At 60.5% G+C, this 15,903-nt stretch carries 13 protein-coding genes and 1 pseudogene; 3 read left to right on the top strand and 11 right to left on the bottom strand.

The window, feature by feature from the left end; translation table 11 throughout:
• Positions 1-3: 3 nt before the first annotated feature.
• From P3T22_RS19765 to P3T22_RS19730, 8 genes and pseudogenes are all read right to left on the bottom strand, one after another.
• A complete protein-coding gene (locus P3T22_RS19765; protein ID WP_429325889.1) occupies positions 4-2,337 on the bottom strand; it encodes a DUF1989 domain-containing protein in 2,334 nt (777 codons plus the stop codon).
• 40 nt (positions 2,338-2,377) lie between these two features.
• On the bottom strand, positions 2,378-3,745 hold the full coding sequence (locus P3T22_RS19760) for a flavin-containing monooxygenase (protein ID WP_429325888.1): 1,368 nt from the start codon (positions 3,743-3,745) through the stop codon (positions 2,378-2,380).
• Between the two features lie 112 nt (positions 3,746-3,857).
• A pseudogene (locus P3T22_RS19755) lies at positions 3,858-4,115 on the bottom strand (bifunctional methylenetetrahydrofolate dehydrogenase/methenyltetrahydrofolate cyclohydrolase); the annotation flags it as partial.
• Positions 4,116-4,125: 10 nt separating this feature from the next.
• Positions 4,126-4,983, bottom strand: a complete 858-nt coding sequence (purU, locus tag P3T22_RS19750; protein ID WP_429325887.1) for a formyltetrahydrofolate deformylase — start codon at positions 4,981-4,983, stop codon at positions 4,126-4,128.
• Positions 4,984-5,034: 51 nt separating this feature from the next.
• Positions 5,035-6,165: an aminomethyltransferase family protein gene (locus P3T22_RS19745; protein ID WP_063496473.1), complete on the bottom strand. Its 1,131-nt coding sequence runs from the start codon at positions 6,163-6,165 to the stop codon at positions 5,035-5,037.
• Positions 6,166-6,218: 53 nt separating this feature from the next.
• A complete protein-coding gene (locus tag P3T22_RS19740) occupies positions 6,219-7,235 on the bottom strand; it encodes a heme-dependent oxidative N-demethylase family protein (protein ID WP_429325886.1) in 1,017 nt (338 codons plus the stop codon).
• Between the two features lie 10 nt (positions 7,236-7,245).
• Positions 7,246-8,181, bottom strand: coding sequence for a PDR/VanB family oxidoreductase (locus P3T22_RS19735; protein ID WP_429325885.1), 936 nt, complete (start codon positions 8,179-8,181; stop codon positions 7,246-7,248).
• On the bottom strand, positions 8,178-8,747 hold the full coding sequence (locus P3T22_RS19730; protein WP_429325884.1) for a dimethylamine monooxygenase subunit DmmA family protein: 570 nt from the start codon (positions 8,745-8,747) through the stop codon (positions 8,178-8,180). The genes P3T22_RS19735 and P3T22_RS19730 overlap by 4 nt, the downstream gene beginning before the upstream one ends.
• A gap of 318 nt (positions 8,748-9,065) precedes the next feature.
• Here P3T22_RS19730 and P3T22_RS19725 point away from each other — a divergent pair, with 318 nt between their 5' ends.
• The 3 genes from P3T22_RS19725 to P3T22_RS19715 are packed head-to-tail and all read left to right on the top strand — an operon-like array spanning position 9,066 to position 11,577.
• The gene (locus P3T22_RS19725) at positions 9,066-10,202 is read left to right on the top strand and encodes a sensor histidine kinase (protein ID WP_429325883.1); all 1,137 of its coding nucleotides are present in this window, start codon (positions 9,066-9,068) and stop codon (positions 10,200-10,202) included.
• Complete coding sequence (locus P3T22_RS19720; RefSeq protein WP_429325882.1) at positions 10,174-10,821, top strand: response regulator; 648 nt, start codon at positions 10,174-10,176, stop codon at positions 10,819-10,821. The genes P3T22_RS19725 and P3T22_RS19720 overlap by 29 nt, the downstream gene beginning before the upstream one ends.
• Positions 10,822-10,836: 15 nt before the next feature.
• Complete coding sequence (locus P3T22_RS19715; protein ID WP_429325881.1) at positions 10,837-11,577, top strand: PAS domain-containing protein; 741 nt, start codon at positions 10,837-10,839, stop codon at positions 11,575-11,577.
• Positions 11,578-11,642: 65 nt separating this feature from the next.
• Here P3T22_RS19715 and P3T22_RS19710 read toward each other — a convergent pair whose 3' ends face one another.
• From P3T22_RS19710 to P3T22_RS19700, 3 genes are all read right to left on the bottom strand, one after another.
• The gene (locus P3T22_RS19710) at positions 11,643-13,331 is read right to left on the bottom strand and encodes an APC family permease (protein WP_063496467.1); all 1,689 of its coding nucleotides are present in this window, start codon (positions 13,329-13,331) and stop codon (positions 11,643-11,645) included.
• A gap of 393 nt (positions 13,332-13,724) precedes the next feature.
• Positions 13,725-14,006 (bottom strand): YciI family protein, encoded by a 282-nt coding sequence (locus P3T22_RS19705; RefSeq protein ID WP_063496466.1) that lies wholly within the window; start codon positions 14,004-14,006, stop codon positions 13,725-13,727.
• Between the two features lie 324 nt (positions 14,007-14,330).
• The gene (locus P3T22_RS19700; RefSeq protein WP_429325880.1) at positions 14,331-15,590 is read right to left on the bottom strand and encodes a methyl-accepting chemotaxis protein; all 1,260 of its coding nucleotides are present in this window, start codon (positions 15,588-15,590) and stop codon (positions 14,331-14,333) included.
• Between the last annotated feature and the right edge of the window lie 313 nt (positions 15,591-15,903).

The following is a 15,903-nucleotide window of genomic DNA, read 5'->3' as shown; positions in this document are numbered from 1 at the left end:
CGTTCAGGCGCGGACGCGGCTCTTGTCCGGATCGTAAAAGATCGGCGCCACGACTCGCGCATCGATGCGTTTCTGATGTCCGTCGATCTTGCCAATCTGCACATGCGTGCCCGGTTCGGCATGGGTGATGTCGATCCGGCACAGCGCAATGTTCTTGCCGAGTATCGGCGAACGCACGCCGCTCGTGACCACGCCGATCTGCGCCCGCGCGTTGTGTTGCCCATGCACGCAGTCTCCGTGATGCGCTGGCTCATTGCCGTCGAGTTCCAGCCCGACCAGCTTGTGCCGCGGATGCGCACTGCGGGCAAGCAACGCGTCACGACCGATGAAGTCGTCGGCTTTGCTCTTCAGCGGCACCGAAAAGCCGATGCCTGCTTCGAACGGATCGGTCTCGTCGGTGAACTCGTACCCGGCGAAGATCAGGCCGGCTTCGACGCGCAGCATATCGAGCGCGTTCAGTCCGAGCGGGACCATGCCTAGTGGTTGCCCAGTCGACCACAGGCGGTCCCACACGCGTTCGGCGTCCTGCGGATGACACCAGACTTCATAGCCGAGTTCACCGGTATAGCCAGTGCGCGAGACCATGATTGGACAGCCCTCGTAGTTGTCGAGCCGGCCGACCAGAAAGCGGAACCAGCCGAGGTTCTCGAGCGCCGGCTGGGTGGGCGGCGTCCACACCATCTGCTTGAGCAACTCGCGGCTCAGCGGTCCCTGAATCGACAGATTGTGAATCTGATCCGAGGCCGATTTGATCCACACTTTCATGCCGAGCGCTGCGGCCTGTTCGCGTAGCCAGACACCGGCGTAGTCTTCGCCGCAAATCCAGCGGAAATTGTCCGGACCAAGGCGCAACAGCGTGCCGTCGTCGAGCATGCCGCCGTGCGGATAACACATCGCCGAATACACGACCTGACCGACAGCGAGGCGCGGGACGTCGCGCGTCAGGCAGAATTGCAACAGGGCTTCCGCGTCGGGACCGATGATCTCGAACTTGCGAAGCGCGGACAGATCCATCATGGCGACGCGCTCCCGGCAGCCGAAGTATTCTTCGACGGTGCCGAAACCCTCGTAGTGCGTGGGCAGCCACCAGCCGCGATAGTCGGTGAAATGGCGGGTGAGCGCCGACGTCTTTGCATGAAAGCCTGACTCGCGGGTCAGGACCGGTTCGGCATCGGGCGTGGTTCGGGTAGCCATGGCAATGGAGAAACGTTCCTTGTTCGGATAGACGCGGATCTGGATATCGGTCGGATTCCAGCCGTTCGCGGGATCGATGTCGTCGGGGCAGGACGAGCTCACGCAGACGAGATCGGTCAGCGCGCGCATCAGCACGTAGTCGCCGGGGCGCGACCACGGTTCATCGAGCGTCATCTGCTGATGTGCGTTGATGCCGGTGTTGAAGAAGAAATTGATCGCGGGCCAGCCGGGGCGCGGCGCCACGTTGAAAGCGGTGAGGGCGCGGCTCATGTTGTCGCTGCAGTTGCTATGGCCGAAGTAGCCCTGGCTTTCGTAATAGCGAGCCGCGCACGCCAGTGCAAATGAGTCGTGACGTCCCACCGTGTCGCGTACGACTTCGAGCATGGGCTGCATGCGTCGATTGAAGAACTTCGAGAACAGGCCGGGTGCGGGATACGCATTGCCGTTCAGCGTTCTCGTCACGGTCTGGTCGAGGTCGAGTTCTTCGTTTCGATCCAGCGCGGCGAGATCGAAGGCGACGAAATCCGAACATTGCCGGCCCGCGACGTCCAGCACCTGAATGTATTCCCCCGCGCGCACCGTGTACGCGGTGGCCATGCCGGGCCGGATCGTGAAGTCGTTCAGTACGTCGGCCAGCGGAGCGGGAAGCGGCGGCGCGGCGAGCAGCGCGGGATTCGCGCGATCGATCGTGAGACGCAAACCGGTGGGCGGATTCTGCGAATCGATTGCGCTTGCGATGCCCGGCGCGGCGACGATGACGAGCAGTGCTCCGGCGGCCACGAGCTCGCGGGTAAAACCCGCCGGCGTATCGCCGCTCCAGATGGTCGCCGCGGGCTGCCGTGCGCTCGCATCGACGCCACGCTTGAGTAGACCGGTCAGCACAGTCGTGGGCGGGCCGTCATGCAAATGACTCGCAATGAATGATGCGTCGGCCGAGGCTCGCAGTTCGAGCGCGCCCAGCGCGGCTTTGCCTTGCGCATCGAACGCCATCAGTTCGCAGGGCTGCCGGCCTTCGATATCGACGATCTGCAAGGTATCGCCGGGCGTGAGCGCGACGACCGTGAGGCCGCCGCCCGCCACGCGATATCGTTCGCGTCCGGCCTCGCGCGCAAACAGCGCAGGCTCCGCGGGGCGCGAGCTCATGGGGGTGCGTATCAGCATGTTCTTCCCTGGTTCGCGTCGCTTAGCTGGCGGCTTTCAGCGCCGGGGCGGCTTCGCCCAGATACGCCTCCATCGAGTCGTCGAGCGCCGACAGCCACGGCGTGTGATGAGGCGGCGATTGCGTGCCGGTCATCAGCGAGCGATAGGACTTGTTGCGATAGCCCATGATGTCGTGATGCTTGTCGTGTTTCCATTCGAGGAACGTGCGGTTCACGCCTTCGATGTCGAAACTCGGATAGTCGGTGGCGTCGAGCAGCTCCTGGATGTAGCTGCCCTGAAACTCGAACATTTCCTGATTGGTGACGAGCTTTTCTTCTTTCGCGCGCCATGCGAGGCTGTGCACGATCATTTCCGTTTTTGGCGGCAATGTGATGCGTCCGAGGATCACATCGCGCGCATACCAGGCTTGAGCGTCGAACATGTTGAACGAATACCAGAGGTCCTGCATGCCGAGGTAGATCAGGCCGGGATTGTCTTCCCAGAAAATGCCTTTGTAGAGGTTCAATGGCCACAGGCGATTACCGGTCTTCAGGCGCAGGTCGTCCGGCAGGAACGGAAAGTGATGCTGATACCCGGTGCACAGGATAATCGCGTCGATGCGCTTGTGCGTGTCGTCGGCGAAGTAGGCGATGTTGCCGCGCACGCGCTGCAGGAGCGGTTTCTCTTCCCAGTTGTCGGGCCAGTGATAACCCATTGGTGCCGTGCGATAGCAACTCGTGATGCTCTTCGCGCCGTACTTGTAGCACTGGGAGCCGATGTCCTCTGCCGAATAGCTGCTGCCGACCAGCAGTACGTCCTTGTCCTTGAACTCCAGCGCGTCGCGGAAATCGTGTGCGTGCAGGATGCGGCCGCCAAAACTCTCGAACCCGGGGAAGGTTGGCGCATTCGGTGTCGAGAAGTGGCCGCACGCGTTGACGACGTAATCGAAATCTTCGGACACCGTCGTGCCGGCGGAAAAGTCTTGCGCGGTGACGGTGAATTTTTTGGTTGCGGCGTCGAAGCTCACCTGACGGACAGTCGTATTGAAGCGGATATAAGGCCGCACGCCGGCTTTCTCGACGCGTCCGCGAATATAGTCCCACAGCACCTCGCGCGGCGGATACGAGGCGATCGGTTTGCCGAAATGCTCCTCGAAGGTGTAGTCCGCGAACTCCAGACATTCCTTTGGCCCGTTGGACCACAGGTAGCGATACATGCTGCCGTGCACCGGCTCGCCATTCTCGTCGGTGCCGGTGCGCCACGTGTAGTTCCACATGCCGCCCCATTCCTTCTGCTTCTCGAAACAGACGATGTCGGGAATGTCCGCACCTTTTTCTCCCGCGGACTGGAAAGCGCGCAATTGCGCCATTCCAGAAGGGCCTGCACCTATGATTGCGACGCGCTTGTTCATGGTCTTTCACTCACTAGATGTCTTGTACGACAACACAGGATTTCCCGCTGGGAAGCGATGGTGATACGCCAGTCGGGCACGTGGATTCCTCGATACACGGCAGCGTCATTGCCTATTGCCGCGACTGACGCCTTGCAGCCAGAACGGTGTTCTTCATCAGAAAGCCGATCGTCATCGGACCCACACCGCCGGGAACGGGCGTAATGGCGCCGGCCACACGTGAGACGCTATCGAACCCCGTGTCGCCGACGAGACGCGTTCTATCGCCGATTTCGATGCGATTGATGCCGACGTCGATAACCGTCGCACCCGGTTTGATCCAGCTTGCGTCGATCATCTGCGCTCGCCCGACAGCGGCGACGACGATATCGGGGCCTTGTTCATCGGAAGATCACGGTGCGGTCGCGGTTGAGGAAGACGCGATGTTCGGTGTGGAATTTCACCGCTCGCGACAGCGCCACCGTTTCCGTATCGCGCCCGATCGCCACGAGACCATCGGGTTGCAGGACGTGATCGACGCGTTGCACCTCCTGTTCGATGATCGGTCCTTCGTCGAGATCCGACGTGACGTAGTGCGCGGTGGCGCCGATCAGCTTGACGCCGCGTTCGAATGCCTGGTGATACGGCTTCGCACCTTTGAAGCCCGGCAGAAACGAGTGATGGATGTTGATGGCCCGGCCGGCGAGCTGCTTGCAGAGGTTGTTGGAGAGGATCTGCATGTAGCGCGCGAGCACCACGAGTTCCGTCTCCGTTTCGGCGACGATCTTCAGCAGTTCGGCTTCCTGCTGGTCCTTGGTTTCCGGTGTCACCGGCAGATAGATGAAACGGATTCCCTCGCGCTCCGCCATCGGCCGCAGGTCCAGATGGTTGGAGACGATGGCGGTGATCTGCATATGCAGCTGGCCCTTGTGATACCGGTACAGCAGGTCGGCGAGGCAATGGTCGAACTTGCTGACCATCAGCAGCACCTTCATCGGCTGTGCCGCACTGTAGAGCTTCCATTGCATCGCGAAGTCGTTGGCGATGCTGCTGAAGTCGTGGCGCAACTTGTCGATGCTGCCGGTTTTCGCTTCGTTAAAGCGGAACACCGCACGCATGAAGAATGTGCCGTTGGATTCGTCGTCGAATTGCGCCAGCTCGCCGATATAGCAGCCCGATTGCGCGAGATAGGACGAGACGGCCGCGACGATGCCGGAGGTGGCCGGGCAACTGATCGTCAGTATGTAGTTCTGGGTCACTGCGACACTCCTGAAAATACGTGAGAGACGTAACGGGAGACCGTCGACGGACTAACCGATCGCGGTGCGTTTCTTCTTTTCCGGATCGTCGAACGGCAGTTCGGCGGCGCTTGCACGGGCCTTGATGCGGCCGCGCACTTCGAGCGGTGCGCCGGCGCGTGCGTAGTCCACGTCGAGGCGCGCGATCGCCATCGAGCGGCCGGTCAGCCGCGAGACCATGCCGCAGGTGACGACGCCGACTTGCTTGCCATCGTTCCACAAGGCATCGCCACCGTTGGCCGCTTCGGTGGAGTCCACCAGCACGCCGAAGATCTTGAAGCGCTCCTTGCCTTGCAGACGGAAGTGTTCGCCCGCGCCGCAGAACTCGGTTTTCCCCGGCGACACGGTGAAATCAAGCCCGAGTTCCCACAACGTGTCGCCCGCCTTTTCGTTCGCGAACGGATACATCTCGGAGTTGTCGTAGGGGAAAAACAGCAGATAGCTTTCGACGCGCAGCCAGTCGAGCGCGGTGAACGCGCACGGGACGATGCCGAATGTCGCGCCCTTGTCGAGGACGGTGTCCCAGATGAAAGGCGCATCTGCGGCTTTGCAGAAGATTTCGTAGCCGCGCTCGCCGGTGTAGCCGGTGCGCGAGATCATCACCGGTTTGCCGAAAAGCCGCGTTTGCAGGTGATGGAAATAAGGCAGATCGCGAATGCCCGGTACGTGTTCCGCGAGAAAGTCCACGGCAGCGGGACCTTGCAAAGACAGATCATGCAGATCGTCGTCGAACAGGACAGCCACCTGGCGGCCTTGCGCCGAGCGCACGAGACGTTCATGGCCGGTTCCCGAGCCGTGCACGACCATGAATGCGTTCGGCCCGGTCCGGTAGACGATGCAGTCGTCGATAAACTTGCCATCTTCGTTGAGCATCGCCGCATACACCGACTTGCCGGGATAGAGCTTGCCGACGTCGCGCGTGGTCGCCCAGTTGAGCAGGCTTTCCGCGTGGGGCCCCACGTAGTGAACTTTCTTCAGACCCGAGACGTCCATCAAACCGGCCTTGGTGCGAATCGCCTCGTGCTGGTCGGCGAGGTCGCCGGAATAGGTCCATGCGGTGCCCATGCCATTCCAGTCTTCCAGGTTCGAGCCCAATGCGCGATGTCGATCGGCGAGCGCGGAAATACGCCATGAATTAGCCATGTCTGTTACTCCAGAGGTGAGGGTGTCGGGGTGTGCGTGAATTGCGCGGCGTGTTAGAGGCCGTTGTCGAACTGGCTCAACCAGTCGACGAGGATCTTCCGGTAGCGCGTCATGCCCTTGTAGTCGGCAATAGGTTCGGGCAGGTCGCGCAGCACCCGATGAAGACGGCGCGCCCACGCAGGATGAGTGACGAGCTCGGCCATGCTGGCCAGATAAGTGCGGATGCTGAACATCAGCGCGTTGCTCTGCGGCAGCCGCGCCATGAATTGCAGTTCGACGCGCAGATGCACGCATTGCGCGACGTTTTCCGGCGTCACCTGGCCGCGCTCCGCACCCCACAGGTGGTAAGTCTCGGGCGCGGTGTCGAGGCGCGGATTGATCGTGAGCGTCCAGTTCAGACGCCGTACCGGACGGTCCACCTGAATGTTCAGCAGATACTTCAGCGCGCGATCGAAGATGCCCATCTCGTGCGCCATCGGCACCGGCGAATGCCATTGCCTGAAACTCATTCCCGCATCGAATGCGAGCGACCAGTCCGCAGGTCCGGTGATGACGCCGGCATCCATGAAGAGGTCGCCGTCGCGTTGATCGAGCAGCGCGATATCGCCTTGCGTCTGCCGCATGACGTATTCGAGCGGCTCGCACGGCAACGTCTGCGCGTCGCCGAAACGGAACGCCTGCTCGATGCCGAGTGCGCGATTGAGCCATAGCCACCGATCACCAGTGCGTTTCAGCGAAAACAGCCCTGGATAATCCTGGGCGAGATGCTCCATGATCATTTCCAGCGCGTCCCACGACGCTTTCTGCATGTGCGGCATCACCATGCAGCGGCGCGGATCGTTTTGCAGCACGATCGCGCGCTCGGCAACTTCGGAGCGATAGTGCTCGTCGATATCGAACCAGTGCTCGAAGGCCGAGCCCGGGTCGCGCGGCGTGGCCGGTTCGATATTCACCGAATACATGTAGGCGTCTTCGGGAAACGGAAAAGGGAAGCGCGCAATGGCGGCTTCGCTGTTGCGAAACGAAAACGCCTCACGGTAGCTTTCGGCGGGTTTCAGAATGACGCTCATGGCGCGGTCCTCAGAGATCAAGGAAAAGAGAGCTGCTGTGGGCACGCGAGACGCACGGCATCAGATGCGTGGCGCGCTCGGATTCGTGCAGGAACAGATCGCGGTGGTCGACTTCACCGGCAACATGACGGGTCGCGCACTGACCGCAGACCCCGCCGCGGCACAGGTTCGGAATCTCGAGTCCGCTCGCTTCGAGCGCTTCCAGCAGGCTCTGGTCTGCCGCCACGTCGAGCCTCGAGCCGCTGCGCATGAGTGTCACCACGAACGGCGCGCCCGGCTGCGGCGCAGCGAACGCTTCCCAGTGCACGCGGCCGTCAGGCCAGCCGAGCACCCGAGCTGTCTCGCGCACGGCATTCAGAAGTGCTTGCGGACCGCATACATAGACATGCGTCCCCATCGGGCGGCCACGCAGCACCCGTTCGATATCGAGGCGCGCGCGCTCGCCGTCGTAACCATGAAAACGGCTGCCCAGGCGCTCGCTCAACTCGGTGCGATACGCGTCGGTGAGCCCTTGCCGGTAGGCGTAGTGCAATTCGAAATCGGCGGCGTCGCGCTCCAGAGCGGCGACATGCGCGACAAACGGCGTGATGCCGATGCCGCCCGCAATCAGGATGTGAGCGCGCGCGCCGGAATGCAGCGCAAACAGATTGGCCGGCGGTGTGATTTTCAACGCCGACCCTTCACTGACCCGCTCATGCATGAACACCGAGCCGCCACGCGAATCATCCTGCTTGCGCACGGCGATGCGATAGCTGGACGCGTTCGCCGGATCGCCGAGCAGCGAATAGGCGTTGCGCAATGGGCGCTCCTCCAGCGGCAACCGCACCTGGATATGGCTGCCGGAAGAGAACTTCGGCAACCGGCCGTGCACGGCGGTCAGCGTGAACTCGCGCACCACGGGCGTCAGCAGCCTTGTCGCTTCGACTCGAACCTCGATCGTGTTCATGCGCGGTGCTCCAGGTGAGGACGATCCGGATCGGCGCACACGCCGAGATACGCGCCGACGCGCTGCGAGAAATGCTGGCGCACGCCGAGGTTGATGCCACAGCCGATGCATTCGACTTCAGGCAGTGCGTCGTACACGTGCGATGCGCTGCAATGCACGCAATACACCGCGCGCGGTGTGGCATCGAGCTCGGCGCTGATTTCTTCCGCCAGCATGCCCGCTTCAACGGCGAGGCGCCGGATGCGCCAGATAAACGCTTCGTCGCCGCATACATAGAGTCGCAAGCCGATTGCCGCGCGATCCAGGGTCGCTAGAAGATGGCGCTCGAGCGCGTCGTGTGTCGGGAAGAACGATGCGCGGTGAGCCGTTGCTGACGTGTCGCCTTGAATGAGAAGTACGCTCACGTCAGGCGCTGCCGGCAGCGTCGCGATGAAAGCCGCGATCTTCGTGAGTGCGTCGGCTTGAACGACCACGATGTGTTGACGCGCCTCCTCACATATCCGGAGCGCCTGATATCGCGGAAGGCTCGGGGGAGAGCCTGGTGTTCTGTTGTGTGTCGATGTCATGTCTTGAGTCGCCGGTTCTGTCGATGCGGGTAAAGCACGTGAATGACGTTTCGCTTCAAACGTGTGCATTTGCTTCTGAACTAAAACGGGGCGCCTGCTCCATTCGAGTGCGTTGCGAAGCACCGGTCTGACGGATAAAACACTCGGAAAACTGCATCCCCACAAGCAAAATAGTTCCTTAAAGGGAAACGCCGTTCAATCCTGACAACGAGGTATGACCAAGGGAGTAGTGCCGGGATGGCGCGGACTACGGCACGGTTCTTGCGTTTAAAAGGCTTTTCTCACGGGATGCCCCGCATGGCGTTGAGCCGGACCCCGATGCGGCGACGCGCATCCTCGCAAGCGGCTGGTGAGGTCGATGGCGTCGATCTTTCGCTGCGTTTCCGGGATGCGCTGTTGCGGGTCTTCGTCGACATCGCGGGCGGGCAGAGGTCAATCCAGCCATTGCAGCAGTTTGTCGGCTGGCTCGAAGCGGACCTTCCCGGTAGTCGCGCGACGCTGGCGGTCGCGGGCGAAAGGTTGCTGACGGGAGCGTCCGGCGTTGTCCTCTCATGCGATGAACCTCGCGACTGCGCGTTGAAGACGTCCCATGCCGAACCGTCGACCCAGCTGTGTTCGGCATGCTTGCGCGACGGCCGCGCTCGGCTGGTTGCAAGGTTCGGGGGCGCCATGCTTCTGCTCGAACTGGCGTCACCTGCGAGCCATCTGTTGGCGGTTGAAGTCGGCCATGCGGTGCAGGCGCTCGGCGCCGCAATCGGCTTGATCCAGCAGGAATGTCCAGACCGCCAGCAGGAAGCAAACACTACGGACGACGGCGTGCAAGTGCTGATCCGCGAGCTTCACGATTCGGTTGCGCAGCAGCTTGGCTTCATGTCGTTTCTCGTTAGCCGGGTGCAGCAGCAGTCGCGCAAGCCCGAGGTCGCGGAACCGCTGATTGCAGAGTTGCGTACCACGATGACGCGGTTGCAGCGCGACGTTCGCCAGTTGATCACCGGCGCGCGCCTGACGCTCGAAGGGCGTTCGTGGCGCCAGGCGCTGGCGGATTCCGTCGATGAATTTTCGCGCCGCTGCAACGTGGTTTTTGAACTGGATAACCGCATGCCCGAAATCCAACTCGCGCCAGATGTCGGGCTGCACGCGTTGCAGATCGTGCGCGAGGCGTTGTCGAACGTGGTTCGCCACGCCCACGCGCGACATGCGCGGATCGAAGTGATGGACGGTCCCGCGGACACCCTGTGTGTGACCGTGACCGACGATGGCGTAGGTTTGAGGCCTGCTTCGGTCGACGAAAATCACTACGGGCTGGAGATCATGCGCGAGCGTGCCCGCGCGATAGGCGCGCGCGTTGCCATCGAAAATGTGCAGCCGAACGGCACGCGGGTGCGCCTGCTTGTCCCGAATGACGCTTCCAGGAGGGTGTCTTTTGATGGGTCCGACGACGTTGCTTCTGATTGACGACCATCCGCTGTTCCGGCGCGGCCTCGCCGAGTACTTCAACTCGACCGGGGAGTTTCAGGTGGTCGGCGAAGCGTCCAGCGGCCGGCAGGGCATTGCGCTCGCGGAGCAGTTAAGGCCTGGCCTGATCCTGATCGATCTTCACATGCCGGGACTGGGTGGTTTGCACGTGCTCGATGAACTGGGCCAACTCGAAATCGAGAGCCGCAAGGTCGTGCTGACGGCCTCGCTCGATCGCAACGAGTTGTTGAGCGCGCTGCGCCTTGGCGCCGACGGCTATATGCTGAAGGAAACCGAGCCCGAAGACCTGCGCCTATACATACGCAACTGCGTGCAGGGCGTGATCGTGCTCGACGATTGTCTGGTCACGCTGCTGGCGAAAGACGTCGACGCACCCGAAGGCGAAAGAGGCCCTCGTCAGGTCGAACTGACCGAGCGCGAAGCGCAGACTTTGGCGCTCATCTCGGACGGCATGAGCAACAAGCAGATCGCGCGGCAATTGGGCATTAGCGACGGCACCGTCAAGGTCTATGTCAAGAATTTGCTACGTAAGCTGAATTTGCGTTCCCGGCTTGAACTCGCCGCGTGGGTTCACCGCGATGCCCTGGCGCGTCAATGACGAAGGGATAAACGAATGCGAGACGATGCTGTTGTAAGCGAATTGGCCGCCGGCACGTTAGGCCTCGATGCCTATCCAGTCGCGCTGCTGCAAGTGGATACCGAAGGCAGCATTCGCCACGCAAACGCTGCATGGAGCGAACTGATGGAAACGAGTGCGGCGGGCGTCGAGATGGCCGCGTACGTGCATCCTGAAGATCGGCTGATCTGGCGAGCGATACTGGAGCGGCTGCGCAACGAAAGCGGAGTCTGCATGCGCGAGCGAATCCGCTTCGTTCATCCACACGGACAGCTTCGCTGGCTGGAGGTGGCATGCCGTCGGCACGAGGACGCGTTCTTTATCTCCGCATTCGACGCCACGGCGCAAAAACGTCAGGAGACGTCAATCGAAGCCAGGCTGCGCAGCGCAATGGGTCTCCTGAACGGCGTGCCGGGACTGATCTATCGCGGCCGCAACAATCCATCGTGGTCGATGGAATTCGTCAGCGACGGCTGCGAAGAGTTGACCGGCTATCCGGCCACCTGGTTTGTCGATAGTCACGAACATAGCTACAGCCAGTTGATCGTGCCGGAAGACGTTGATTACGTCTGGCGCGGCGTGCAGGAATCACTGGCGGATCGCAGACCGTTCGAACTGCGCTATCGCATTCGCGGGGCGAATGGCGTGCCAAGAAACGTCTGGGAACGCGGCATCGGTATCTATTCGGCCAGCAGCGAGGTGTTGGGTATCGAAGGCGCGATCTTCGCCGTGCGATGAACAACGCCCGTGTTGCGCGAAGGGTCGCGCAACACGGGCGCGCGGTTTCCAGCAAGCGTGCGTAGTCAGGTCGTGATCCAGTGGCTCACGAAGACGACCACCACGCCGAGCACTAATGCCGCATACGGCAGAAAACCCGCGCGCCGCTCGCTGCTGGAGTTCGACAGGTCCATGTCGTCCAGCATCGCGTCAGGGAAACGGCCTTTGTCCGTCACGTAGTGACGCCAGATGAACACCGGCACGATCAGCGCCGAGAAGACGATGCCCGAAATCAGGGTGCCTTTGCCCCATACATCCGCGCCCAGTCCCATCAGTGCGAGATTGGCGAACGACAGCACGGTGCCGGCGCCGAGCACCCATTTCGGCGCCTTGAAAGGACGCTCCCAGCTCGACCGGTCGAGCCGATGAATCCAGGCGGCGTTGAGATTCAGAAAGTTGAAAATGATGTAGCCGACATTGGACATCGCAAGGACGACGACATAGTCGGACATCAGCAGCAGCACGAGATTGAATGCGAGGTCGGTCCACATCGCGCGGGTCGGTGCGCCGTTGTGGTTGACGTGCGACAGATATTTAGGCAGCCAGCCGTCGACGGAAGCCTGATAGAGCGTGCGCGACGAGCCCGCCATCGACGTCATGATGGCGAGCACGAGCGCGAACACCAGCATCGGTTTCAGAATGAATGCGCCCAGGTTGCCGGCGTGCACGATTTGCGCCATCGCTTCGGAAACGCCCATGCCGCTGTAGATGCCCGGCGACAGAATGCCATCGTAGATAGCGGGCTGCGTGACGTTGCCGGCGGCGTCCTTGATCTCGGGCGAGACGAGTTGGCCGAGACCGAGGGCGCCCTGGAACGCGAGCGGGACGAGCGTAAAGAACACGAGGCACAGGAGTCCGGAATAGACGATCGCCTTGACCGTGTCGCGGCGCGGATCCTTGAATTCGCGCGTGTAGCAGACCGCCGTTTCGAATCCGTAGGTGGACCAGGCGGCGATAAAAAGTCCACCGGCCATCAGTTCGATGCTGCTCAGATTCCACGTGCCGTCGATCACGCGGCCGCCGGCGTCTTTTGCCAGCGGGTAGAGCGGAAACAGATTGTGCATCGGCAGATCGCCAGTTAGCAGCGGATAGACGCCGACCAGCAGGAGCGGCAGCAGCGCGGAGATCCCGAGAATCATCTGGAGCCGCGCGGCTTGCAGAATGCCGCGGTGCTGGATTGCGAAGGTCGTCAGCAGAATCGCGGCGCCGATCACGAAGGTGGCATTGACCCGCAGACTCAGCCCGCTCGACAGCCAGCCCAGATCGACCAGCGTGATTTGCCATGTGTTGATCGCGGAGGTTGCGGGGAACAGCATGTTCAGCACGTAGCCGGCACCGAGGCCCGAACCGATTGCCAGCACCGGCGACCACGCGAACCAGTTGCACCACACGGAGAGCGGCGCGAGCAGCTTGCTGTAGCGCACCCAGGCGACCGCGCCATACACCGATGCGCCGCCGGACTTGTGCGGAAACAGCCCGGCGATCTCGGCGTAAGAAAAGGACTGGATGAAGCCGAAACAGATCGAAATCGCCCAGATGATCCACGACGGCTTGCCGACGGTCGCCGCAATCGAGCCGACCGAGAACAGCACCAGCGCCGGTACGCCGCTGGCTACCCAGAATGCGCCTGCCCAGCCTATCTTTCTATGCAGTCCTGTCGCATCTACTGGTGCGGCAAGATGAAGTTCCTGACCTGCATCGTTTACCGAACTCATGTTCGTCTCCCCAAGGATGTGTCGTCACTCAGGTGACATTCACCGGCCAATATCGGCGGAGCAAGGGGCGCGAAGAGGTACTCCCTCGGAGGGATGCGTAAGGGATCTTTAAGATCGGACCGGAGCTCAATGCGTCTAGTCCCGGCTGGCTTTCTAACGCCGAGACAGATGAATCCCCGCGAGCATGCAGCGCACGGATCCCCAGCCATTTCGATCGTGGCGACGCACGGAGATTTTTGGTGACGAGTCTGGGAGGTATCGCGTCAAGGCGAAGAAAGCGAATGCTGCAGGCGGCGTCAGTCAGTAAGTCTCACTTCACGCCTGAAAGAAGACCGGCTCACGCGCCGGTCTTCTTTCTACGCTGTGGGTAGAAAGCGACGCCTCTTCACACCGTCAATGGCTATTGACGCGGTTCTCGAAATGCCGGATGTCGACTGTCTTCCAGATGCCCGCCGTGTTAAACGGATCATCGAGGACGAAGTGCCGGACGGTTTCAATATCTTCCGACTCATAGAGAAAGAAGCTCCCGCTCGTCGTCCCGTCCGGCTCGGTCAGCGGCCCAGCAATCAGGGCACGCAGCGGCGAAGCCTGCAACCGTGCCTTGTGTGCCGCAAAGTGGGTCCGACGACGCTCTGCCGTCTCGGGATGATCGAGGCAATAAACGATGATATGCATTTGGGTTCCTAAGTGAACAGAAAACACCGGCGGCTATGCCGTCCGGACCGACCTGATGCAAGACAGCGCACGACCGCCCCCGCAACATCAGAACTGAAAAAACGGCGGACGGCCAGTCAACCTTGGTTGTCGAACCACGGATAGTGCGTTGTGTCCTTGCCCGCGTAATCAGGATCGAGGTAGATGAATACGCGCTGGATTTTCCAGTCGCGGATTTCAAATACATCGCACCAGTGGCCGGCCGCCGAGTGAGGTGCGCCGGCCTGCCAGGGACCATCGCGATGTTCGACATGACGGTTCTGTCGCGGTAAGGCGAGAGGGAAATTACAGTTTATCCGCGAGCTTGAATGAACAAACCGCAATGTTCAGGTTGGTCGCTTGTTCCTCAAGCGACTGCGCGGCCGCCGCAGCCTGTTCCACAAGCGCTGCGTTTTGCTGCGTCGCGTGGTCAATTTGAATGATGGCCTGATTTATTTGTTCAATGCCACGACTCTGCTCTTCCGATGAGCCCGCGATTTCACTGATGAAATCGGAAACACGTTTGATAGCACTTTCAATCTCCCTCATGGCAGTGCTGACTTCAATCGCCTGTTGTGAGCCATCTTGAATCGTCGCTACAGATGAGGCAATCAGTTCCTTGATTTCTTTCGCTGCAGAAGCAGAGCGCTGAGCTAAACTACGGACCTCACTTGCCACAACTGCAAAACCTCTTCCTTGTTCTCCAGCACGGGCAGCCTCTACGGCGGCGTTGAGCGCAAGAATATTTGTCTGGAATGCTATTCCTTCAATGACTCCCGTGATTTCGGATATCTTATTCGAACTACCACCAATTCTTTCGATGGTAGCAACCATGGCTTGAACCAGATCGTTGCCTGTGGTTGCGACGACGGCGGCCTCCATGGCCAGCGCCTTGGCGTGGCTCGCGTTGTCAGCGCTCTGCTTGACTGACTCGGTCAGTTGCGTCACGCCTGATGCCGTCTTCTCTAGCGACGAAGCCTGTTTTTCGGTCCGAGCAGACAAGTCAAAGTTTCCGGCAGCGATTTCACGTGTAGCCGTGGCGACCGAATCGCTGGATGAGCGCACAGTGGACACGGTCTCTTCTATACGACGCATCAGTTTGTCGAACGCAACAGCAGAGCGGCCGAACTCGTCCATGCTCGGACTCGACGACCGCTTCGATAAATCGAGCGTCTTCGAAATCTCCTCAAATTTTCTGCCCATTCGGTCCAGCTTGCCGCAAACAAGCCGTTGGATATGAAGACCGCTGCAGATCGCGACACCACATCCCACCCAGGAAAGCGCGATCAGACTTGCTAGAAACCAGCGGTAGGGTGAATCAGCGCTCGCTTCGACGTGTCGCAGCGCGAGTATTCCCAGCAGGCCGACGAAGAACATGAATGTCGTACACGCACCAAACGCCAACATTAATCTTAGTCTGATCGTAAAGACAAGTTTACGCAAAATGTTATCTCCGTCCATGGTGGCGATGTCGTCATGCGTTTCCGCAAATGAATTTTTATATGCAGGCGAGTCTACTTGCGCGTCGACCGCTTTCGCGCCGACATTTAAACAATCCCGCACCATTCCAATCTTCGGTTGCGCGGATCAGAATGGGGCGCTTAAGGACTGTTTTCACTATGCACTGATTGCGAAACGTGGAATAAAACGCGCCTGCGACTGCAACATTAACGAAGAGTTTTGTAGTGCCGTGGCATCTTATCGAAAGATATTAAATTATAAGCGCGCGTTCAATCCGGAACCCTTGCGTGTGATTTGGCCCATTTCTTGGAGCCCAATTTAGGCGATACCAAATGAAATCTGGTAACCGAATCGTCGCGCATTTTATCAATTCGTCCAGATTTTCCTGCTGTTCATGCATGCCAAAATGCAACATTGA

The organism is Paraburkholderia sp. GAS348, from assembly GCF_050434205.1.
Classification (GTDB): Bacteria; Pseudomonadota; Gammaproteobacteria; order Burkholderiales; family Burkholderiaceae; genus Paraburkholderia.
The sequence above is the reverse complement of the archived record's forward strand: the minus strand, read 5'-3'. Positions and strand labels throughout refer to the sequence as shown.